General features: G+C 57.3%; 15 protein-coding genes and 2 pseudogenes. 6 read left to right on the plus strand and 11 right to left on the minus strand.

Annotated features, from left to right (window positions below; translation table 11 throughout):
* Window positions 1-66: 66 nt before the first annotated feature.
* Both E3T43_RS15890 and E3T43_RS15895 read right to left on the minus strand, forming a co-directional pair.
* A complete protein-coding gene (locus E3T43_RS15890; RefSeq protein WP_134473128.1) occupies window positions 67-993 on the minus strand; it encodes a glycosyltransferase in 927 nt (308 codons plus the stop codon).
* 53 nt (window positions 994-1,046) lie between these two features.
* Window positions 1,047-2,303: a hypothetical protein gene (locus E3T43_RS15895; RefSeq protein WP_134473129.1), complete on the minus strand. Its 1,257-nt coding sequence runs from the start codon at window positions 2,301-2,303 to the stop codon at window positions 1,047-1,049.
* 520 nt (window positions 2,304-2,823) lie between these two features.
* Between E3T43_RS15895 and E3T43_RS15900 the strand changes: the two genes are divergently transcribed.
* Both E3T43_RS15900 and E3T43_RS19800 read left to right on the plus strand, forming a co-directional pair.
* The gene (locus E3T43_RS15900) at window positions 2,824-4,086 is read left to right on the plus strand and encodes a hypothetical protein (RefSeq protein ID WP_134473130.1); all 1,263 of its coding nucleotides are present in this window, start codon (window positions 2,824-2,826) and stop codon (window positions 4,084-4,086) included.
* Between the two features lie 192 nt (window positions 4,087-4,278).
* Window positions 4,279-4,653, plus strand: a complete 375-nt coding sequence (locus E3T43_RS19800; protein WP_370449999.1) for a GtrA family protein — start codon at window positions 4,279-4,281, stop codon at window positions 4,651-4,653.
* Here E3T43_RS19800 and E3T43_RS15910 read toward each other — a convergent pair.
* From E3T43_RS15910 to E3T43_RS15935, 6 genes are all read right to left on the minus strand, one after another.
* Window positions 4,650-5,516, minus strand: coding sequence for a sugar phosphate isomerase/epimerase (locus E3T43_RS15910; protein WP_134473132.1), 867 nt, complete (start codon window positions 5,514-5,516; stop codon window positions 4,650-4,652). The genes E3T43_RS19800 and E3T43_RS15910 overlap by 4 nt on opposite strands.
* 8 nt (window positions 5,517-5,524) lie before the next feature.
* A complete protein-coding gene (locus E3T43_RS15915; RefSeq protein WP_134473133.1) occupies window positions 5,525-6,298 on the minus strand; it encodes a pyridine nucleotide transhydrogenase in 774 nt (257 codons plus the stop codon).
* A 62-nt stretch (window positions 6,299-6,360) separates the two neighbouring features.
* A complete protein-coding gene (locus E3T43_RS15920; protein ID WP_134473134.1) occupies window positions 6,361-7,170 on the minus strand; it encodes a glycosyltransferase family 2 protein in 810 nt (269 codons plus the stop codon).
* A complete protein-coding gene (locus E3T43_RS15925) occupies window positions 7,157-8,170 on the minus strand; it encodes a glycosyltransferase (protein ID WP_134473135.1) in 1,014 nt (337 codons plus the stop codon). Before E3T43_RS15925 ends, E3T43_RS15920 begins: the two co-directional genes overlap by 14 nt.
* Window positions 8,163-9,266 (minus strand): FAD-dependent oxidoreductase, encoded by a 1,104-nt coding sequence (locus tag E3T43_RS15930; RefSeq protein ID WP_134473200.1) that lies wholly within the window; start codon window positions 9,264-9,266, stop codon window positions 8,163-8,165. The genes E3T43_RS15925 and E3T43_RS15930 overlap by 8 nt, the downstream gene beginning before the upstream one ends.
* Window positions 9,267-9,755: 489 nt before the next feature.
* Window positions 9,756-11,117 (minus strand): hypothetical protein, encoded by a 1,362-nt coding sequence (locus E3T43_RS15935; protein ID WP_134473136.1) that lies wholly within the window; start codon window positions 11,115-11,117, stop codon window positions 9,756-9,758.
* Between the two features lie 41 nt (window positions 11,118-11,158).
* On the opposite strand from E3T43_RS15935, the gene E3T43_RS15940 reads away from it, so the two are divergent.
* Entirely contained in the window at window positions 11,159-12,577 is a 1,419-nt protein-coding gene (locus E3T43_RS15940; RefSeq protein WP_241979039.1) for an integrase core domain-containing protein, read from the plus strand.
* Window positions 12,574-13,338 (plus strand): IS21-like element helper ATPase IstB, encoded by a 765-nt coding sequence (gene istB / locus E3T43_RS15945; RefSeq protein ID WP_134472942.1) that lies wholly within the window; start codon window positions 12,574-12,576, stop codon window positions 13,336-13,338. Before E3T43_RS15940 ends, istB begins: the two co-directional genes overlap by 4 nt.
* 1,086 nt (window positions 13,339-14,424) lie before the next feature.
* Here istB and E3T43_RS15950 read toward each other — a convergent pair.
* Window positions 14,425-16,623, minus strand: coding sequence for a glycosyl hydrolase (locus E3T43_RS15950; protein ID WP_134473137.1), 2,199 nt, complete (start codon window positions 16,621-16,623; stop codon window positions 14,425-14,427).
* Window positions 16,624-17,292: 669 nt separating this feature from the next.
* Here E3T43_RS15950 and E3T43_RS19350 point away from each other — a divergent pair.
* Both E3T43_RS19350 and E3T43_RS19355 read left to right on the plus strand, forming a co-directional pair.
* A pseudogene (locus E3T43_RS19350) lies at window positions 17,293-18,300 on the plus strand (IS256 family transposase); the annotation flags it as partial.
* Between the two features lie 51 nt (window positions 18,301-18,351).
* Window positions 18,352-19,461 (plus strand): annotated as a pseudogene (locus E3T43_RS19355) (IS1380 family transposase); the annotation flags it as partial.
* A gap of 246 nt (window positions 19,462-19,707) precedes the next feature.
* Here E3T43_RS19355 and tuf read toward each other — a convergent pair.
* Window positions 19,708-20,901: an elongation factor Tu gene (tuf, locus tag E3T43_RS15965; RefSeq protein ID WP_134473138.1), complete on the minus strand. Its 1,194-nt coding sequence runs from the start codon at window positions 20,899-20,901 to the stop codon at window positions 19,708-19,710.
* 134 nt (window positions 20,902-21,035) lie between these two features.
* A complete protein-coding gene (gene fusA, locus E3T43_RS15970) occupies window positions 21,036-23,150 on the minus strand; it encodes an elongation factor G (protein ID WP_092451163.1) in 2,115 nt (704 codons plus the stop codon).
* Window positions 23,151-23,245: the final 95 nt, after the last annotated feature.

Genomic DNA, 23,245 nt, shown 5'->3' on the forward strand with positions numbered 1-23,245 from the left:
AAGCCCATAGCCCAGGACTGACCCGACATGTTTAGGAATGGTGGGTCTCCCAGGCCGTCGACTCCGTCACTGCGGTCCCGCTAGGGCTAATTGTCGGCTCAGGCTGGCTTTTCCTACTTTTCCGCGCAGCCCGTCAAGCAGTCCCAGGAAAAGTGCACGTGCTTGCTTGCTCTTGGCCGGGCCGAAGAGGAGTGACAGCATTGTGGTGCGAGCCTCTACAATAATTTCACGTGCATTCCAGACCGGATCAGTCCAAAAGTACTCCCGATACAAAACCATCCTGTTGCGGGAGATGTAGTAGCGCCTCAACGGAGTGTGGTAGGAGAACTTGAGCTCGCGACCAAGCACTTTGACCTTGCGGTTGAAGATTTGCACGTCAACAGTGGTGCCGACTTCGTGACTCATACAACACCCTGCACCGATTATTACAAGAGTATCCTCCCTCAACATCCTGAGGACGAATTCTGTGTCCACACAATCGATGAAGAGTGTCTCGCTGAAAGTTCCGAAGTGGCGAAACGAACTCGTCGGAATTAGCATTCCGGACTGGGCGATCTCTAGGGACGTCTTGATTCCTCGAACCTCGCGACGCGGGCTAACCCGCCAGTCGTTGAATTGTTCCGCGCAGACGGACCCGACGGAAACGCCCGCCCTGACGGCATCTCGATACTGGCGCACCGCTCGACTCACGTAGTCATTGCAGAGGCCGGAGTCTTGATCGACCGTTAGTATGAACTCGACATTTGGATCCATGGTCAGCGCCGTCGCGATTCCTGCGTTGAGCGCAGCTGCGATTCCTAGGTTTTCTTGGCGCTGAATACTGATGCCAGCCTGACCGAGAAGGGTCGTCTCCCAGGAATTTGACTTGGATGAGCCATCGTCGACGACGATGACGGCATCCACTTGCCGGAGGAGTTCCAGAATGCGGTCCGGGAAGCTCTCGTCTGGATTGAATACCGGCACTACGGCCATAACAGCGTTACGGTCGCGCATGCAATTTCCAGTGAGGCGCGTGCAGGGCCAGAACGATTGAACTCAGTAGGTGCTTAGCGTCGAACACGTGAAGCACGAAGCAGTCTCTTTCGAAGCCAAGTAAACTGCGCCGGAAGGGCACGTTTCATGGAATTATATTCGTCTGGAAACGCATACTTCATTGCGATAGCAGCGTCTCCTGCACCAGCGCTCACACGCGAGGCCAACGACTTAATTTTCCACTTCTTGAACGCGCGCGCATCGATTGATTCAAAAGGTGAGGGGAGGTTATGGCGCTTGCCCTGCCCGATGAGGTCCTTACGGTAAGCGCGGCGGACTCTCTTACTCAGCACTTTGCCAGTGGTGTCCGCTTCGAACGCATAGCGCGGGTTGGCACCCAGCATGGAGCGTGCGTCGAGCACCCGCGCTGCATAGCGTCGGCTCAGCGAAGTCAGGGCATTGCTGCCCACGCCAGCCTCTTTCATATTGAAATTGAGCCGCACGCTGATCGCGTCCGGATCCTCTGGGTTAAATCCGCTGAAATGGAACAAGCGAAGTTGCTCGCCAGACTGTCGAAGACTCCAAGCCGAACTTTCGTCGTCAAACGACCGTTCATGCAGGTTCCACGGACCGACATTATAGCCATAGTGCCGCAGGGAATGGGCGTTGAAGAGTGTTGCGCCGATGTCCGTCCATTTTTGGTCGACGAAGATCCCCAAAAGCGGATAGATAAGGCATTCTCGTTCCAGGTGGGTCCACCACCAGTCGAGAAACGGAATGGCCTGACGCCCTACCGCACAGAAACCGAGGTTGTGGATACCAACCGTGAGGCTGTGAACCTCAGAGATGTACGCGTCACCGGGTTCGATCGGCTCCAGGAAGTGCGGTGTTAGTACAATCCCCCACTCATCGAGAAGTGGTTCAAGCTCGATGAGTGGCGAGACGACGAAAGTATCCGGATCTAGATATACAGCCTGCTCATAAGCGACCAGCAAGTATTTTAGAAATAGCGGCTTAACGGCTGTCGAGAACTCAACTACGTCGTAGATGGTCGCCAAATCACTGACCTCACGCGGTGGCAGGCCCAAAACCTCCGTAGTTGCAACGGTCAAGCGCGGTCGATCTCTAGACAGATCACTGCGATCCTCATCGATCACCAGAATAACAAAGTCCCGATCGGGTTCCATCTCTCTAATGCTGGAGTAAAGGGCCAATGCCTGGGGTAAATAGTTCTGCGCAACGATTGTGCAATATACGCCGCGCAAGGCGCCGGCAGAGTCTGCGGGGGTCGAGATGTCAGACGACAAGATCGAGCCTTTCTGTTCATCCATTTGGTTCGGTGATCAGAGCGATAGCCCGGCCGAGTGCTCAGGGACACCGCTGAATTGGGTGGTGCCTCGAATTCAGCGTAGCCGCTCGGCGCGGACTACCCTTGCGAAGGCGCACCACGGATAGAGAACGCAATTCAACGAAGAGATCGAAGCCCGAGCTCAGGGGTTCTGACATGAGCGTCCTGAAGAGTTCTATTTTGGCGTAAGTCACAGTCCTGATTCGACGACTTGAACCAACGCGACGCCAATGAACACGGCGTTTCGCGCCCTCCTGTTCGAGCCGCTCGAGTGTACGCGTTGATTCTCTCGAGAATTGAGGAGGAGTTACAGCTCCGATCCGACAAAAGGCGCATGAATCCGAGAAATCAGAACACGGCTCCACCGTCCATGTCCAGTCCTCTGGAACTTGGACAGGCCTGCGGACGATTTGCCGTACTCTTAAGTGAACTGTCCAGCGCACGTGGCACACTCTACTGCGCTGTATTTACAGTCTAATTCACCAAGCGGGGGGCGAACAATAATGCGTCTGGATTTTTTTCTAAAGCCGGTTAACGTCGTCTTGATTTCAGTAATGGCGAGTTTACTCATCTGGGCCGTACCAGGTGAATCTGCGCTACTCCGCGGTTTCGAACAGCGCAGCGCCGTGACCCTGCCTGGCTCGCTGGTCCTGGTTGGGTGGTATGCCCTGTGCATCGCGGTTATTTGGTACGGCGTGAAATTGGGATGTCGAATCCGCCCAAACGCCAGGCTTCAGGAATTTGAAACCTCACCTAAACGAGAATTGACTTTTTACTGGTTTCTCACCTGTGCAGCAACGATCGGAATCGTATTCTCCGTCATCGCGATTGCCCTTGAAGTATCCATCTGGGAAACCATCTCGACTCGCAACGCAAATATTGCTGCTGAAGCGCTGCCTAATCACGCCAGCCTAGCGACACTGAGATATGCAACGGCGGTCGCCGCGCCAATCGGAATCTACCTCTGGCAAAGGAAGTCTGCGTCACTTGCCATGGGAACTTGGAACATACTTTTGCTTCTCGCAAATGTTATTCTGGCGTCTCGAATGTCCCTGATTGTGGCAATAATTATTTACGTGTTCTTGCTCGTGAGGTCCAAGCCCGACTTTAAACTCAAACCTCTCGTGGCGCTCATTGGCATCTTCGCTCTATTCGGCGGTCTCACTTCACTCAACTATGTGCGCAATGCCAACACATACGAACAATTTGACATCACGAGCCCAATCGAAATGAATTTTTATCAAATATCTGCGTATCTTGGCGCCCCCGCTCAGGTGTCGATTGGTGTTTCAAACGCCATCGCCAATGGCGACCTCGTAGTATCCGGCAGCCCGACAACTTCGTTGGCTGCTGTCTTGCCCACTTTCCTGAATTTCGACAAAGATTCCGTCGGTGATGGAACAGTGGCAGGACGTTACGGCAACCTCGTCAGCGTCACGGAGAACTTCAATGCAAATTCGGCTTTCGCGGACGTCTACAGCGCATTCGGCTGGTGGGGACTCTTCTACACTCTCATCGTCCTTTGTGGTGCTGCTTTCCTCTTTGGGATTTTTTCCAGATATCGCTCAGTTGTTGCTGCGATCGCTGCAGTTCTTCTCTACGGATTCGCCGAATATTGGCGCGGATTCATGTTCAATCAAGGAATTCACATCTTCATGCTGCTGGTAGTTGGGTCCGGAATTGGATTCGCAATCTTGTGGCCCCGAGTCACAATGTTTATTCATCATGCCCGCACTAGAGCCAGCCAGATTCGCCAACGACAGTAGCGGCCTGATATTCGACGAGCTTAGTGTCTTCATAGTCAAGCTAATGGCGTTCCACCATCTCGTGGAAGTCAAAGTCTAACCCGCTTCCACGTAAATCAGCGGTAAGTATTATTTATAATATCTTCAATAATCGGAGTGAGTTTGCGTAGGAACCAATTTCCAGAGTTTCTGGCGTTCTTTTGGGGTTCGGCCGTGGGGCTAGGCATTGACCTACTCGGGTTCGGGATTTTCATGTGGACCGGGTTGGTTGTTTGGCAGGCCAATGCCGTCAGTTCAACCCTCTCAATTACGGCGGTCTATTTTCTGGTAACGCGATATTCTTTCAGGGCTCATTCACAGGTGTTCACATATGTGGTTTTCGTCGCCTGGTACGGATGCTCAATTGTGGCTTTCTCCGTTCTCATCCAATATGCGACGACCGCATCTGATTGGGAGCCTATGGTCTGGAAACTTTTATCCGTGCCGGTGTCGTTTGCGATAAATTATATATTTAGCCGATGGTTGTTTCGACGTGGCGGTACAGGGATAGCCTCGACCGGTCCGGTTCCTGCGCAGCTCGAACCCTAAGCAGCATATTCTTTGGTCGTGTAATGTCTGCGTGCGATCTGTACGGCATGGGTGACGTTCGCGGGTGCTGTGCCCGGTTGGCCCGGCCGCATCTCGATAGAAACGAATCCGCTGTATTTAATGTCGCGGAGGGCGTTCGCCGCCGTTTGGTGATCAACGAGCGTCTCTTCGAGCGCGCCAAGGTTAGGAGCGCTAGCGTGGAAGTGTGCGAGATGTGCGGCCGCATTGTGGATTGATTCTGTCAGCGAGTCACCCTCTAAGGTCATGCCGGCAGCGTCTAGGTGCAGACCGAAGCCTCGGTGGTCGACGGCCGTGACCAGATCGAGGCCGCCAGCCGCGGTCGTGATGAAGTTGCAGCCATAGATGCTGGGGTTAGGCTCAATACAGAACTGGGTGTTGTTGTCGGCCGCTACCTGCCCCAATTTTCCGAAAATGTCACAGGCAATGTCGCGTGCCTCAGCCGGATCCATTTCGGGCGGTACGACGCGGTTCCTGGGCGATCCGAATACTAGGATTCCCACGTCGATATTTCCCGCCAGTTCTATGAACCGTGACAGCAGGGTAACGGTCTCCGCCCTCACTCCAGTGTCACCGAAAATTTGAAGATCCGCACGACCAAACAACATCGATTGGAAGGCGACGATTGAAATATCATGATCGGCCCAGAACCGACGGTAGTCCGCCCGGTCGGTCCGGGATGTTGCTGTCGGGTCAGCGAACACCTTGGTAGGCGCGATTTCCACATTGCGCACTCCCAACGACTGCAGCATTTCGGCTACAGCGCCTTCTTCCTCGGCCGGCCAGGCAATGTTTGACACGGCAAGCGAAGATTCGCTCCCGTTGGCCGCTTCTCTGTTGCCCACCTCGGCAGTCAATTCCGCGCCTGTTCGATGTGCACAAATTCAATCAAGTCAGCCATGGTTTCATCACGGCTACGAGTGTATTCTCCCTCTCCACCGAACACCGTCGCGTGCCGGGTGCGCATGTCGTACCTACCCGGGGACGCCCCGTCGGGACGGTTGCTGAAATCGATCGCGAATGCCTCCCGGGCGAGGTCAGCCGTGCGGATGGGTGCGCTGGTGAGATTCACCAATCGCAGTTTTGCGGTCAAGGCCAAAGTGAGGTCGGCTCCGAGGTGGGCCAGGTCATAATACTGAAAGCTGCCGTCAGCGTGGATGCGCTCGAGATTGTTTTGGTGGAGCAGGTCAAAAATTATATTCTTCTTCAACCCGGGGCCAAACAGTCCAGGGAGCCGCACTATGAGTGCGGTGGGGTGCTGCCGTCGTGTGAACTCTTCCAGCTGGTATCGGTGCAGCCCGTATGGGTGAAGGCCGTCGGTAATTATCTGCGTGCGCTCATCTACTCCCACCGGATCTTTGTACACGTCAACGGTCGAAATCAGCACGAATTGTTTCGCGGTGACGCCGGCGATGAGCTGGCGAAGGTCGCTCATATGTGCGAGGTCCAAGGTCGGGTTTTGGTTGATCCTCCATTTCTCGGCTTTTGCTGCCGAGAAAACGACGAGATCGTACTCCCGCCCAAAGCTATCGCTGGCGTTTCTTGTGTTATAAAGATCGTCGAAATGGCGTTCATTCATCAGGTTGCTGCCGACGAAGCCGGTGAAGCCAAACAGGGCGCTGGACATGGGATTCCTTACGTATTTACGCGACCGAAGCGAGTGCTGTGGCCGAGAAAGCCGGTCTGACTTTAGTGCCGATAGCGTCCGACCACCGCACGAAATAGAACGGCCAAAACGTGGCTGTTTCCGCGGATTGGCGTGATCTTCGTGGGAACCTTACCGGTAATCGGGTAGGTACGCGTCACGGGAGTTTCCGTTGTGCGAAAACGGGAAGCGCGGGAACTCTCTATGGCCAAATGGTAGTGCAGCTCGTACGTGACAAAGATTGATCGGAACACGGCAATCGTTGGATCGAGAATAAGCCTCGCGCTGTAGGCGCGGAACCCGTTTGTGGTGTCGGTGTGACGTCGACGTGACGCCAGACTGATCAGCGGCGCATGCAGCATTCTTACCCCGACTAGCCGGGAAAGCGGCGTGTTGACGGCACGCCCGCCAGGAATGAACCGGGACCCCTGAACATGGTCGTACCCTTCGTCCAGAAGTCTAATGAAGTCCGGCAAAGCACGGAGGTCGTCCTTACCATTTCCATCAACGACGATCACCCCGTCGTATCCCTCGTCCATCGCGAACGCTAACCCCATGCGCATCTGCGCGCTCAGCTTGCCCGGCCCGGTCTTCGTCAGCAACGCTGTCACGCCATTTTGTCTCAGGAATTCGAGCGCCAGAGCACCATCCGTGCTGCCCCCATCCGCAACCACCACGTCGACGCCAGCTTCGTCGCCGTGCATTTGAACGATCTGAGAGCGAATCTTTTCGCCTTCGTTGATGACGAACACCAACACCACATACTGGCTGGTCCGAGCGCTGAATACATCCGCCGTGTAGGCAGGCACCTCACGCTCCGGGCCAGTGCCCGGCGGAAGGTCAGGCGCTAACATTACGGCGATGCAAGTCTGCGATGAGAGTCTCACTTTCCAGTTCTTCCATGATGACGTAGCTGGGTTCACGTCGAGTCTCCGTGAGTATGCGCCCCACATATTCCGATTGAACGGCCAGCACCACCGAAATAATGAAAAACATTAGCGACAGCTGTAATGACGTCGTTGTCCACCCCTCCATCACCCCCCCAACAAACAGCGTGAAGGCAAGGACGTACACCGCATAGAAAAGATTGAAGAGTGCAGCTAGGGCCCCAAGTGCGGTTACGACTCGCAATGGGTGTGTCGAGTAGCTTGAGATCATCTCGATTGCTTCCATTGCCCCTGACCGCACGGCCCTCTGACGGGTCGGCCCCAGCCGAGGCAGGTACTCAAAATCTACGATTCGATAACCGACATGACGCATCAAGTGACGCATATACCGATGGCTGCGCGCGGTCGCCGTCAACGAGTTCACCGCGCGCCGGGTCAGCCCAGTCAGGTGCGTTGCGCGGCTCGGGATATCGACATTTAGGTAGCGTCGATTATACCAGTAAAACAAACGCCGACCCAGGCTGCTAGACCACGAACCGCCAATAGCGACCCCGCTGATGCCTTGCACAATATCGTTCCCCCCGAGGCGGAGGATGTCGACAACTTGGGCGACGACGTCGACTGGATCGTGCTCCAAATCCACCACCACCAGGAAATCCCCGATGGCAGCTTCCAGACCGGCGAAAATGGCGCCATCCGTAGAGAACTTTCGCGACAACCGTAAGACGCGCACACAGGCGACCTGTGCCAGCACCTCTCGCAGAAGGACGAGTTCGTCCGGCCCCATACCGTTATCCACAACAAGGATCTCAAAGTTGGAATATCGCACCCGGATGTCCTCGTCAAGCTCGCGCACGAAATCCGCGACATCAGAAGTTTGGCAGCCGACCACAGCGACCACCGATACGAAGATGTCGTCCCGTCCCTTCATCGACGGTCCGAGTGCATCCACTGTTAGATCACGCATATAGTGCAGTCAACTCCTCAAGCACGTCATAAACATTGTCGATTTTTCCGCCCATGACCGTAGTGAAACCCTTCATCCCATGATCCGGGCGGAAAAGTATCGGGCGGCTGTCGTCGTCGTCACTTTTCGTCAGTACGGTCTTCACCTCCCAAATCGATTCTCGATACACCATGTCGTGCAAATCGGGGACGTACCGAACCACATCAGCGAACATCTTTGGGAAACAGGTCGACCGCCCAAGTGTGTTTGACACCTCATCCGGGTCACCCAGGCACTCAACAGCTTCACCCTCGGTCCACCGGTGATGCGGCGTGTATCGCACGTGACTGAGGGAATGTAGCCCTCGACTCGGAAAAGGCATCAGTGAAAAGAACGGCCCATCCATCACCGTCAATCCCACCTCGGTAAACGGCGGGTTCAACGCAACCAGCGCCATCTCCGCAAGCTCGTGCTGCACCGCGACGGTCGGCACCCCCGAAGCAGCGTGCACGCGATTCATCTGTGAATATGTCGCGTTAATTACACGCGGCGACCGATATACACCCGACTTGGAATGAACCCGAAGGCCATCCGGGCACTGCTCAACCCGCGACACGGCATCACCCGTACTCACACGAATGCCCCCCACAGAAGCGATCTGAGCCAGGACCAGATGTCGCAAGATGCGGGAGTCGAAAGCTGGCTCTTTCACCCGAAACGCGGTCTCGACCATGTTCGGATCGAACCAGTCGAGGACATCCGACGAAGCAAGCTCACATACAACTCCGATGCGAGAACAAAACAACTCAAATTGCCGTGCGTTCGTACGCGACAACCGATTCGCGATCGCATAATAGTGATCAAAATTGTCCACAACTGCGTCACTGTATTCCTTCAAGAAATCAGGCAGATTCACCCGAGACCGATACGCAGTGAGCAGACTACGAGGATAGTGGTACCCATTGTGGACCCGTGCCTGATTCACGAAACTGGCACGCTCCATAACCTCATCCTCCTTCTCAAGAACGAGAATGGAAGCAAAATGCAATTTCTTCCGTAGATGTAATGCCAACCGCAGACCATAAAAACCGCCGCCAACGATGACGAAATCAAGCATCTGCTTGTGCGCCGTGGTCAACTGAGCCCAGCGCCGAAGACTTGACACGACGATTGACACATTAGAGGTGATTGCATTTCCGCTTCGTTGAAACCCATATCGTCCAACATATCTGACTTCATCTCCCCCAACGCAGTCCAAAATTTAGCCTAATACTTCGTCGGACCATGTTCCTAGAAAGCCGATTTCGAGGAATTCTCACTAACGGACGTTCCGTTGAAACTGTTCTATATTCTGCCAGCCTGGTTACGGTCACAGCGACGAAGAGTTGCCTTCTGCGCATCGTCGTTTGGACTCAGCCGTTAGCCAAAAGGTATGGCAATGTGTCCAGTCTGCCCTTGGCTAGACACAGCGCCGGGACTCATTCGTGAAAAGCCCCACAAGATAGCCTAGCCCCTAGCCGGGCAAATCCATTTCATCCCGCCCCCGCCGCCCGCTTCCCGAGCGCGCTCATTTTTCACCTGTCGCGGGCTTGAATGGAACTTGGAGTCACGGGCGGTTTGAACCAACTTGGGAATTGACGGGATTACTTCCCATCAATCTCAGCGCCGCCACCTGACGCGTCACCCCTTTTGTTACTGCCCTAGTTGCCACGAAATCAAAAATCACAAAACACAGGGCCGCAATGAAGAACAAATACCAAAGCACAAAGTTTATGTGCGTATGCACGTAGGAATGCCCTTTTGCGAGTATGAACCAAGAAAGGGGAATAGCTGCGGTAACGATGATAAGCGAGAGGTCGCGCACGTATAGCGAATCACCGGAATGGAATCGCACAACTACAACTGCTGCGGTCAGTCCCAATAAGACCCATAGGGACTTGGGACCGAGAACTATTTCGAATGGCGTTCCAATTCCGACGGTCAGAACATCCGTGGTCCACGTGAATATGTAGTTCTGCAAAACTAGAAAGGGGTTTGCATTTAGAGAAGCCGCCAACTCTGGTGGAAAGTCCGCAGCCGAACCGTAGGTTCGTTTCAGAATATCCTTCGTCCAAATCGTGGCAAATCCTTCGCGGACAGATCCGGCGCCCCGAACGCTTGCATGGATGGTTAATATCACGGCAAAGGCGAGCGTCGATACCCCGAGAATTGCTGCCGACTCTGCGGTTGCGCGACGAATCATCTTTCGTAGGGGTTCAGCCGCGAAGATGGCCGCCAAAAGCGGAATGGACATCGCCATGAGGATGAAGCTTGTAATGAATTCATATCCGGAAGCAAACCGAATGCAAAATGCCGCGAATACGAGACAAAGCGCGGCGACACGGTAGATCCTGCGTTTTGCCAAAACGAAGAGTGCCGCACAACAAACCGGCAGAAGCCAAGTCCATGGAGACCAATACAAGTTTCTTCCAGCAAAGGTGATCCATGGAGATAAAGCCATGCTTAATAAGAAAATGACTGCAAAAGAACGGCAAGTCGTTGCCGCGATTAGAAACGTTAATGAAGCGAGAGTCAAGGAGAACAGTGTCGATGACAATAGGGTGAGACAATTCAAGCTTGAGCACCCGGCGGTGTAGGCGGAGTCATAGAAATAACCCATTAAGCCCAGTTGTGATGTGTAGTCGAAATAGGCGGTGCTGACGTCGTCCGACTCAACTAGATCTGTATTATCGATAGTCGTGAACGGGCCGAACATATCGGGATGAGCGACCAGCAAACCATACGAATCGACTGATGCATTTACTCTGGAACTCTCGATCTTGGTCAGGACCAGAGCGCTGGAATCTGCCTGCCAATCAGCAAACGCTTGTTGTTCAGCCGTCCCCAAAGCGTTCATCCAGAAAACGGGAATAAGAAAGATAAAGAGCAGGGCGAACGATGCCCAATTTTTCCATTTTTTACGCGCCATGTTGAGAACGTTATCAGGTGCAACGGCGACCGTTGAACCGCATGTTTAAGTCAACCAGATCAGGACTCGCACTACCTTGGAATCTCACCGTCCTTGCCATAGCAGGCATTTGGGAATTTGAATGTCCCTGTAAAATTTTTCAAAAGGGGCATCGTCTCCCGAAAATGTTAACGCCGACTGAAAACAGGGCCAAAAGCGCCAACTTAAAACAGGGCCACCAACCATTATGGAAGGTGATCAAATTGGATGATTGGGCTGAGATTCGCCACCTGCATTCGAAACGGGAGATTGCACGGCTGGTCGGGGTGTCTCGCGGGACGGTCGATCGGGCGTTGGCCGTGGACAGGTCGCCGGCGTATCAGCGGGAGCCGTCGGGGTCGAGTTTCGACGGGTTCGCCAGTCAGGTGCGGGTGCTACTCGCGGCGACGCCGACGATGCCGGCTGCGACCGCAGCTGAGCGGGTGGGCTGGTCGGGGTCTCCGTCGTTGTTTCGGGCCAAGGTCGCTGAGCTCCGACCGGAGTATGTGGTGCCGGATCCTGCGGATCGGTTGTTGCATCCTGCCGGATTCCAGATCCAGTGCGATCTCTGGTTCCCGCACGATGACCTGCCGCTGGGACATGATCAGGCTGCTGCGCCACCGGTGCTGGTGATGACGTCGACGTTCTCCGGGTTCATCCAAGCGCGTATGTTGCCGTCGCGGACGACGCCGGATCTGCTCGGCGGGATGTGGTCCTTGTTGCAGGAAGCTGAAGCAGTTCCGACGCGGTTGACGTGGGATAACGAGACCGGCATCGGCCGTGGAAAACTCACCGAGCCCGCCGCCGCTTTCGCCGGGACTCTCGGCACCCAGATCAAACTGCTCAAAGCCCGCGACCCCGAGTCCAAGGGCATGGTCGAACGAATGAATCGGTTCTTCAGGAGCCGCTTCATGTCGGGCCGCGCCTTCACCTCTCCCGATGATTTCAACGAGCAGCTCGCCGCGTGGTTACCGGTGGCGAACAATCGTCTCTCTCGGTCCCGCCGGGGTCGACCCAATGACCTCATCAGCAGGGACCGGGCCGCGATGCGCGAGCTCCCGCCGATGGCACCGGAGGTCATGTTTCGCAACAGCGTCCGACTGCCACGCGATTACTATGTTCGCGCCTTCAGTAACGACTACTCCGTCGACCCCGCCATGATCGGCCGAGTCGTCGACGTGGCGGCGAGCCTTGACCGGGTCACCGTCCACCATGACGGCGTCCTCATCGCGGCGCACCGCCGGAAGTGGGCTCGGCAGCTCACCGTCACAGACCCCGCACATGTGCTCCGCGCGGCCGAGCTGCGTGCCCTGTTCCAAGCTCAACGCGCCCGCCGTCCCCCGAGCACAGCCACCGTCGAAATAGCGTCGTTGACTCGCTACGACGAACTCTTCAACGTCGACCTTGAACCGGCGCCGACCGTGCTGGCGGTCGCGTCATGATCGGCCCGGAAGCGGCCTCGCAGATCGAGTACTACGCCCGTGCCCTCCGAGCACCCCGGATCAGCGAAGCGTTCCGCCGCCTCGGCGACCAGGCCCGCGACGCGGGGTGGTCCCACGAGGAATACCTCGCCGCCGTGCTCTCCAAAGAAGTCTCCGAACGTGAAGCCTCCGGCGCCGGGCTGCGAATCAAAGCCGCACGGTTCCCGGGGTTCAAGACCCTCGAAGACTTCAACTTTGAGCACCAGCCCTCCGCCGACCGAAACCTCATCGCGCATCTGGGCACGAGTGTGTTCCTCACTGAAGCGAAGAACGTCGTCCTGCTCGGCCCTCCCGGAACGGGGAAAACGCACCTCGCCGTCGGCATCGGGATCAAGGCCGCCAAGGCCGGCCACCGGGTCCTCTTCGATACGGCGACAGGCTGGGTCGCCCGACTTCAAGAAGCCCACTCGCGCGGCAAACTCGCCGCCGAACTAACCCGGCTACGCCGATATAGCCTGTTGATCGTCGACGAAGTCGGCTACATCCCTTTCGACCAAGACGCCGCGAACCTGTTCTTCCAACTCGTGTCCTCCCGCTACGAACACGCGTCCCTGATCATGACCAGCAACCTGCCATTCGCTCGCTGGGGCGACGTATTCGGAGACCTCACCATCGCCTCCGCCATGATCGACCGCATCGTTCACCACGCCGACGTCATCAGCCTCAAAGGCAACAGCTACCGCCTCAAGAAACACGAACCCGCCGCAACTACGGCACACTAGAACCACACGAAAGTGGCCCTGTTTTCAGTTGGCAGAAATGGCCCCATTTTCAGTTGGCGTTAACAGAAAAGAAGAAAGTGAACAAAAACAGTCCGTCTCTTCTATCTGTGCTGGCGCGAATAGGCGACGTGACTGGTGCCTGGGACGGGCTTGGCACTACCAGATGGACTGGTGCCGGTGCCCCCCGAACCCGCACACCGATCCGTTGAGTATTTGATCCCTTGAGAGCCACCCGATCGTGCGGTTCAGAGCCACCGTTCGTGCCGAAGAGAGCCCGTGGTGGTGTGGCTGGGGGCCACTGGCTCTCTTCGCCAGATTGTGAGGCGCTGGTGAGGGCCGTTTCGGAAGATGCCAACCTTTGTGAGTCAGTTTCTTTCGCCGGTCATTGAGTTCGTTCGTTCCTTTTCGGGTTCGTTGATCCAGGTCATAGTCGGGAACGTTGGTGGCTGCGGGTGATGCCGCACGAAGCGTTCCAGGTGGGCGGCATATGCCGTCGTGAGAACGCGGGCGTGGGCGTGCTGGATGGCCGGCGCGCGACACTGGTTCCTTCCAGCGCGACCGCTTGGCAGTTGCTGCGCCGTTAGGAACCTACTGGGGGTGGCGGGCCCATGTCTCCAGCTCGCTGAAGAGGGCCACGGCCACCGGTGATCTCAATCTCTGCGTCTTCCCCAAATCCACGGTCTTGGAGGGGAATCGACTGGCCTGATTCTTAGCGCTCTTTTGGCAGGAAACCAGCCGCTAACTTGGCAGGATTCCATCGCTGAAACGGCCTAAAAAGATTTGATCACACACACCAGAAAGGAAGCGGCAGGAAATCAGGGACGGTTCATGATTCCGATCCCCGAGCTCATTGCTGCATAATCAAATCAGCTGACCCGCACGGTGACGATGAATTACACCCGGCGGGACGTGACCGGAGACACGCGCTAGAAGCGGTAATGCCACTTCCGGCCGACAGGGTGCGGGATCGCAAATAGGTTGCGTCCCCCAGAGCTGAATGCGGCGAAGAATCGATACGGACAATTCGTGTAAACAAGGTCAAGGAACTCCGACCCCGGGCGAGTCATACACCATTCCTTCTTCGACTCAGTTAGGGAGCGCGACCGTGATTGCGGCGCCGGAAACGTAGACGGGAGAGCCTGTTAGGTCCAAGGGTACGACGCCATCGACGGGCTGGAACATGGTCGTGCGTCCGAGCATTGTCGTCACCTCGATGGGGCCGGATGCCGCGACCTGAACGGATTGGACTCCCCCCGACGACCACATCACTCGAACGTCTGATCCCCCACCCGAAAATTTCGAGGAGAACGCAGTATCCGTCAATGTGTCCGCACTGGCAAACTTGCGACCTTCAATCTCACGAGCCATAACTGCCTGCGCGATGGCCGCAGGTTTCGGTTCATAAGCGTTAGGAAGAACAGACGAAGTGGCTTCGAACAGGCCAAAATTCGACTCCCGATCGCCGGCCGCCAACGTCGAATTTGACGCGCTGTACCAGTAGACACGGCTCACACCATGGCCCAGGGCAATTGCCATAGTCCTAACCAAGTACTCGGCTTGTTCTTCTTCGCTGACCCAATCTGGAACACTGGCCCAGCCCATCTCTGTGAGCCAAATCGGTTTGTCGACTCCAGAATTGGCAGAGCGAATCATTTGGGCGAGCGTGTCGAGTTCGCCAGCGAGTCTTTCCGGCGCCTCAGGTTGAATATAGGGGTGCGCGCTGATGACATCGGCATATTGCAAGCCGCCGAGCGCGAAAAACTGCTCAAGCCAATCGAATTTGAAGCCCATGCCCGAATTTCCAGGCGCAGAAATAACAGCGTTCGGATTTGAGGCTTTGACCGTCTCAGCGGTGGCAGACAGCATGTCCAGATAGCACGCCGGCGATTTACCGCATTCACCGCTATTAAAAGTGTGATCGTATTCGTTGTAGACATCCAGCTCTTGCCCAAGATCGGGGAAGTGTGTCACCAGATCATTCGCGTAACGTGCGTAGGCGAACAGCCCCGAGTCCGAGCTGGGGGTCAAATTGTTGTCATAATTCGGATTTGTGTACGCGGCCACCATCAACGGCGTAATGCCCAGTTGGCCCAACTTCGACATAGTGGACTCAATGCCGGGACTGTAGGTATAGACACCTTCATTGCCCTCAATCTGATTCCACGGCATGTCCAAGCGCAGGTGGGCCGTGCCGGCGTTCGCAAGGGACCCAAGCAGGTTTTCTAAGCGCCCCTGTCCGGCCACGTTCACGTGGGCGACAACCCCAAATGGCGAGTCTTTGGACGGAGACGCCTCCATCAACGGCTCGAGAATTGCAAGCGAGATGGTTCTTTCGACAATTGTCTGCCCCAGAGTAGCCCGCACGTCGATTTCGTAGGCGCCAGGGGAAAGCTCTGCGAGGTCCACGGAAGACTTGTAATTTGAAATCAACTCATTGCCCTCGGCTAGAACCTCGTCGCTCGACGCCAGTCGTGCCGACCAGTGATACCACCCTTCGGTGGCTCGGCGTGTCTTGAGGATGAGGTTTGCATCGCTTTCGTTGAAGAGCAAGCTTGCATTCTCGAATGTCAAGTCCGCAGAACTCGATTCAAATTCAGCGTTTTGAAGGCGCTGCTCCGCCCCGTCAGGCGATGTCACAAACACCGAGTCAATCCAGGTACCCTCGGTCGGCCCATCCACAGTCAATGACACGTTCAACCTCGTTTGACCGGGCGGCACGACGTAATCAACCGTGAGGGGCATCCAGTCGAACGTACCGCCCGGAATGTCGAGTGAGGCTCCTCCGACATTGGCATCCAAGGGTATATGAACCGCGGTGGCACTGGCATTGATTGCTTTCGCCCAGAGGGCCAAAGAAACCGTCTCCCCCGGTACAACAGATACGTTTTGACGAAGTTCGGAACTGCTGCCCGCTCCTGCTTCAAGTGTGCTCACGATTGCCAAGGATTTAGCCTCCGCGTGCGCCTGATCCGAAGCAAGGAATTGAACCTCTTCAGATGGATGCGGCTCCTCCCACCAATCGAACTGATCCGACGCGTCGGCTTGAAGGCTCAGGAAAGCAGGTTCTGCGGGACCAGGCGATTGAAAGGGAATGTCCGTTTTGGTGATCGGTGGCACAGATTTGGCCCCATCCGAAACAGCCTGCTGCCACACCACGCCGATGACGAGGAGCAGGGCCGCAACCGATATCGAGCCAGTCCAAAGCAGAACAGTCTTACGGGGTAGTCGAACGTTCTTCATTTTGCGGATGCCGCCTTTGGTCCGCTCGTCATCCGACTTCTTCATGCAGTTTTTTTCTCCCCTAGTTGCAGCCAATACATGGCAATTGACTCCAGACTACGCCGCGCAAACGAATCCCAATTACAAGGAACCAGCGACGCGGGAATTGTATAGTCAGTGCATTCTTCCGAGTCCATGAACAATCCGGCTCGGGCTTCCAAGAAGTCGGAAAATGCTCCCTCGCGATGGCCAACCGCGCTGCACGTTTACTGAATGGTCGCTCGCCTTGGTCTGAAGCCGCTGGCCGTTTGCATTCTTGGCGAGTAGCGCTTGATGGTAGCGCCAGTCCAGGTAGTTGGTGTGTGCTGTCTCAGCACAGTGTTTACAGCCTGTCTCACCGCCTTGTTGACACTATGTCTCAGGACGTTGTTTACAGGATGTCTCACGACGTTGCATACACGTTGAGCAGCGGACGGAATCCTCACGTGGCCTCGGTTTTGATGGAGAGTGCCCAAATCTCTCCCACCTTCCGTCCGCCGCCAGATCATCGAATTTGATCCTCTTGCCGCCGATGGCTCCAGTATCTCCGAACTCTGCCAACGCCTGAATATCGGTTGCGTCCCCTCGAGTGGTGTAGTTCCCGGGGTTGAAATCGTTGGATTAACAACGTAGTGAACCACCGTGCGATCGTCAGTGAGTACCGATCAAAGAACTCACAGAAAGACACATCACACGATGGCTCTGGACCTGTCTGCCCTGCTCGCGCTCCTCGCGGAACTCAAACTCACCAACGTCACCGATCGAATCCGAACAGTGCCCGAAACGCTCTACCAAGAACTCATCGACGCCGAGGCCACCGCGCACATCGGCGCCGCCCGATTCGAACGCTCCGACGACCGCACCACCCAGCGCAACGGGACCCGTCCGCGCGTCTTGACGACGACGGCCGGCGACCTGAAACTCAAGATCCCCAAGCTGCGCCAGGGGCCGTTCTTCCCCGCCCTCCTCGAGCGGCGCCGGCGCGTTGACCAGTCCCTGTTCGCCGCCGTCATGGACGCCTACCTCCACGGCGTCTCGACACGGAAGGTTGATGACCTAGTCAAGGCACTCGGTGCTGATACCGGCATCTCCAAGTCCGAAGTGTCCCGGATTTGCGCCGATCTCGACGACGAAGTCGGCACATTCCGTGGCCGTGACCTCGGCGTTACCGGCTACCCCTACGTGTTCCTCGACGCCACGTATTGCAAGGCCCGCGTCAACCACCGCGTCATCTCCCAGGCGATGGTCGTCGCCATCGGCGTGGCCGCCGACGGACGCCGCGAGGTGCTCGGCTTCGACGTTGGAGACAGCGAAAACGAGGTCTTCTGGACCGAGTTCTTGCGGTCCTTGAAAGCCCGCGGTCTGGACGGTGTCAAGCTCGTCATTTCCGACGCGCACAGCGGCCTGAAGAAAGCCATCGGCACCGTTTTTCAGGGCGCTGCCTGGCAACGCTGCCGGGTCCACTTCATGAGAAATGTGCTCTCCATCGTCCCGCGCGCCAGCCAGGACATGGTCGCCGCCGTCATCCGCACGATCTTCGCCCAGCCCGACGCGACGCACATCCAAGCCCAGTTCGACGAGGTCACTCGGATGCTAGAGCGCACGCACCCGAAGGTCGCCACGATGCTGCACGATGCACGGGCCGACATCCTCGCATTCTGCGGGTTCCCGCCCAAACACTGGCGGCAGATCTGGTCGACGAACCCCATCGAGCGTCTCAACAAGGAGATCAAACGCCGCACCGACGTCGTCGGCGTGTTCCCCTGCTACGCGCCGTCGACGTTGGGGTCGTTCCTGCGCGCGTTCACGTTCGGTCACGTCCGGCAGCTCGACGCCGTCGCCTCACGCTTCGTGCGGGGCTTGGCTGCTGAGACCCCGTTGCTCGTGCACGACACGGACGGCTACATATTCCTCGACGTCGACGACACCATCATCGAAGTCCACGGCTACCAGAAGGAAGGCTCCGGCTACGGATACTCCGGAGTGCGCGGCCTCAACGCAATCCTCGCGACAGTGAAAACGGACGTTTCAGCGCCGATCATCATCAGCCAGCGACTGCGCCGTGGTGCCTGCGGATCACCGCGCGGCGCGGCCCGCCTGATCAGTGACGCCCTGGCCACGATCAAACGGCTCTGCGGAGCCGACAAAGCACGCGTGCTCTTTCGTGCCGACTCTGCCTTCTACGGTCACGCCTCAATCAGCGCGGCCCTGAAAGCCGGTGCCGACGTCTCGGTCACCGCCCGCATGGACTCCGCCATCAAACGAGCGATCGGAACGATCCCCGGCACTGCCTGGACAGCGATTGAATACACCAACGCGATCTACGACGAAGGCACCAAAACGTGGATCAGTAACGCTGAAGTCGCCGAGGTCCCGTTCACCGCGTTCACGTCCCGCAAGAAGAGCGAGCAGATCACCGGGCGCTTGGTCGTGCGGCGCATCCAGGAACTGAACAAGAAAAACCTCGACCAGCCAACCCTGTTCGACACCCACCGATTCCACGCCTTCTTCACCACCAGCACCCTGGACACCGTCACCGCCGACAAAACCCACCGCGCCCACGCGGCGATTGAACTCGTAAATTCCGACCTAAAAAGCAGCGCTCTGGCGCACCTACCCTCAGGCGTTTTCACCGCCAACGATGCCTGGCTGGTCCTGGCCGTCATGGCGTTTAACCTCACCCGCGCCGCCGCGACGATCGCGGGAAACGGTCTCGCCCTATCGACCACCGCAACGATCCGCCGGAAGCTTGTTAGCGTCCCCGCCAGAATCTCGACCTGCGCGCGGCGCATCACCCTGCACCTGCCCGAACATTGGCCCTGGGAGAAACCCTGGACGGCCATGTTCAACCAGAACTTCCGACCGAGACAACGCGCCTCACCTGACCAACCAGCCGATATCGACATAAACAGGAGCACCAGCGGAACACCCCGGGCCGCGAGAGCCGGAGCTCAACCGCGCGAAAAACCCAGAAACCCCACCAAACCGAAATCAGGATCCGCTCAGAGGCCGACCGGTGGATTCAGGCTTAGACATTGGCTGCATAGGGCACAAAAAAGGGGCCGGGCCCGAAGGCCCGACCCCTTTTAGGAGATCAGTAGGTGAAAAAGACTACTTGATGATCTTGGTCACCGTGCCGGCGCCGACGGTGCGGCCACCTTCACGGATAGCGAAACCCAGTCCGGCTTCCATGGCGATCGGCTGAATCAGCGCGACCGTCAGGTCGGTGGTGTCGCCAGGCATGACCATCTCGGTGCCCTCGGGCAACGTGATGACGCCGGTGACGTCCGTGGTGCGGAAGTAGAACTGCGGGCGGTAGTTCGCGTAGAACGGGTTGTGACGGCCACCCTCGTTCTTGCTGAGGATGTACGCGGAGCCCTCGAAGTCGGTGTGCGGCGTAACCGAACCCGGCTTGACGACAACCTGGCCGCGCTCAACGTCTTCGCGCTTGGTGCCACGAAGAAGAAGTCCACAGTTCTCGCCGGCCCACGCCTCGTCGAGCTGCTTGTGGAACATCTCAATACCGGTAACCGTGGTCTTCTGCGTCGGACGGATGCCGACGATCTCAACCTCGGAGTTGATCTTGAGCGTTCCACGCTCGGCGCGGCCCGTAACAACGGTGCCACGGCCGGTGATCGTGAAGACGTCCTCGATCGGCATCAAGAACGGCTTGTCCTTGTCGCGGATCGGGTCCGGGATGTACTCGTCAACGGCCTTCATGAGCTCAAGGATGTTGGCGGTCCACTTCTCGTCGCCCTCAAGCGCCTTGAGTGCGGAGACCTGGATAACGGGGGCGTTGTCGCCATCGAAACCCTGGCTGGAGAGAAGTTCACGAACTTCGAGCTCAACGAGCTCCATGATCTCTTCGTCGTCAACCATGTCGGCCTTGTTCAGCGCGACCATGAGGGTCGGCACGCCGACCTGCTTGGCGAGAAGAACGTGCTCACGGGTCTGAGCCATCGGGCCGTCAGTAGCGGCAACCACGAGGATTGCGCCGTCCATCTGAGCAGCACCGGTGATCATGTTCTTGATGTAGTCAGCGTGGCCGGGAGCATCGACGTGCGCATAGTGACGCTTGTCGGTCTCGTACTCAACATGCGAAATGTTGATCGTGATGCCGCGCTGGCGTTCTTCCGGAGCCGAGTCAATCGACGCAAAGTCGCGCTGAACGTTGATCTTGGACGGGAACTTATCGGCAAGAACCTTGGAGATCGCTGCAGTCAGCGTGGTCTTTCCGTGGTCAACGTGACCGATCGTTCCGATGTTTACGTGCGGCTTTGTCCGCTCGAACTTGGCCTTGGCCACTGTGGGTCCTCCTCAGGACTCGCGTGCAAATTCACGGCCGCCGTTATGAGCGGCCGGTATGCGCTGGATGTGTCTACTTATGTTACTCGGGCCAGGTGGCCGAAGCGATTCGGCCCGAAGGCCAGAATAGAGGGCTATTCGCCCTTGTTCTTGTTGATGATCTCGTCGGCAACAGCCTTCGGGACCTCCGCATAGCTCTCGAACGTCATCGAGTACACCGCACGACCGCTGGTCTTCGACCGCAGGTCACCGATGTATCCGAACATCTCCGACAGTGGAACGTGAGCGCGAATTACCTTCACGCCCTGCGCATCCTCCATGGTCTGGATCTGCCCACGACGCGAGTTGAGGTCTCCGATTACGTCACCCATGTATTCCTCAGGGGTACGAACTTCGACGGCCATCAGCGGCTCGAGCAGAACGGGGTTCGCCTTACGAACGGCTTCTTTGAAGCCCATCGATCCGGCAATCTTGAACGCCATCTCCGAGGAGTCAACGTCGTGCGCAGCGCCGTCAAGCAGGCTGGCTCGAACGCCCACCATCGGGTAGCCGGCCAGGACGCCTACGCGGAGCGCATCCTGAATTCCAGCATCCACCGAGGGGATGTACTCACGCGGGATACGGCCACCAGTGACCTTGTTCAGGAACTCGTACGACTTTTCAGCAGTGATTTCCATCGGCTCGATCGCGATCTGAATCTTCGCGAACTGGCCGGATCCACCGGTCTGCTTCTTGTGCGTGTAGTCGTGACGCTCGACGGCCTTGCGGATCGTCTCGCGGTACGCGACCTGGGGCTTGCCGACGTTCGCCTCAACGTTGAATTCACGCTTCATGCGGTCGACCAGGATGTCCAGGTGAAGTTCGCCCATTCCCTTGATTACCGTCTGGCCAGTTTCCTGGTTCTGTTCGGTACGGAAGGTGGGGTCTTCTTCGGCGAGCTTCTGAATGGCAAGGCCCAGCTTCTCCTGGTCCTGCTTGGTCTTCGGCTCGATAGCGACCTCGATAACCGGGTCAGGGAACGTCATGGACTCCAGTACGACCTGGGCGTTCGGGTCGCACAGGGTGTCGCCCGTGGTGGTGTCCTTGAGGCCGATGACCGCGTAGATGTGACCGGCGGTCACGAAGGCCACCGGGTTCTCCTTGTTGGCGTGCATCTGGAAGATCTTACCGATGCGCTCCTTCTTGCCCTTGGTCGAGTTGATGACCTGGGCTCCGGAGTCGAGGCGGCCCGAGTACACGCGAACGTAGGTGAGGCGACCGAAGAACGGGTGCACCGCAACCTTGAACGCGAGAGCCGTGAAGGGCTCCTCGGCGTCGGGGTGACGCATGATGACCTTTTCTTCGTCGCGCGGGTCGTGTGCCTCAATGGCAGGCACGTCGAGCGGCGTCGGAAGGTAATCGATGACAGCGTCGAGCATCGGCTGAACGCCGCGGTTCTTGAATGCAGAACCACAGAGAACCGGGTAGATCTCGCTGTTGATGGTGAGCTTGCGAATGGCGCCCTTGATCTCGGCAACCGTCAACTCTTCGCCGGCGAAGTAACGCTCCATGAGGTCATCGTCGGTTTCGGCAACGGTCTCGAGCAGAAGCTTGCGGTACTCGGCAGCCTTCTCGACGAGGTCGGCGGGGATCTCTTCGATGGCGTACTTCGAGCCCATCTCCACGTCACCCTTGGAGTCGCCACGCCAGGTCAGTGCGCGCATCTGAACGAGGTCAACGACACCCTCGAAGTCAGACTCTGCACCGATCGGCAGCTGGATGACCAGCGGCTTGGCGCCGAGGCGCTTGATGATGGTGTCGACCGTGAAGTAGAAGTCGGCGCCGAGCTTGTCCATCTTGTTGACGAAGCAAATGCGGGGAACGTCGTACTTGTCGGCCTGACGCCACACGGTTTCGGACTGGGGCTCAACGCCCTCCTTGCCGTCGAACACGGCAACAGCACCGTCGAGGACGCGGAGCGAACGCTCCACCTCCACGGTGAAGTCCACGTGTCCGGGGGTGTCGATGATGTTGATCTGGTTGTTGTCCCAGAAACAGGTCGTCGCAGCGGAGGTGATCGTGATGCCACGTTCCTGCTCCTGCGCCATCCAGTCCATCGTCGAGGCGCCGTCGTGGGTCTCGCCGATCTTGTGGTTGACACCCGTGTAGAACAGGATGCGCTCAGTCGTGGTGGTCTTGCCAGCATCAATGTGAGCCATGATGCCGATATTGCGGACCTTACTCAGGTCGGTGAGCACGTCAAGTGCCACGGGGGTCCTCCAGCGGGTAGGGGTGGAAATGCAGAACAGGGCCGTAAGCATCCGCTTCTCAGCTGTGTTCAGGCGCGCGCCGACTATGCCGACAC

This window comes from Cryobacterium sp. Hh7 (genome assembly GCF_004403155.1).
GTDB classification, from domain to species: Bacteria; Actinomycetota; Actinomycetes; order Actinomycetales; family Microbacteriaceae; genus Cryobacterium; species Cryobacterium levicorallinum.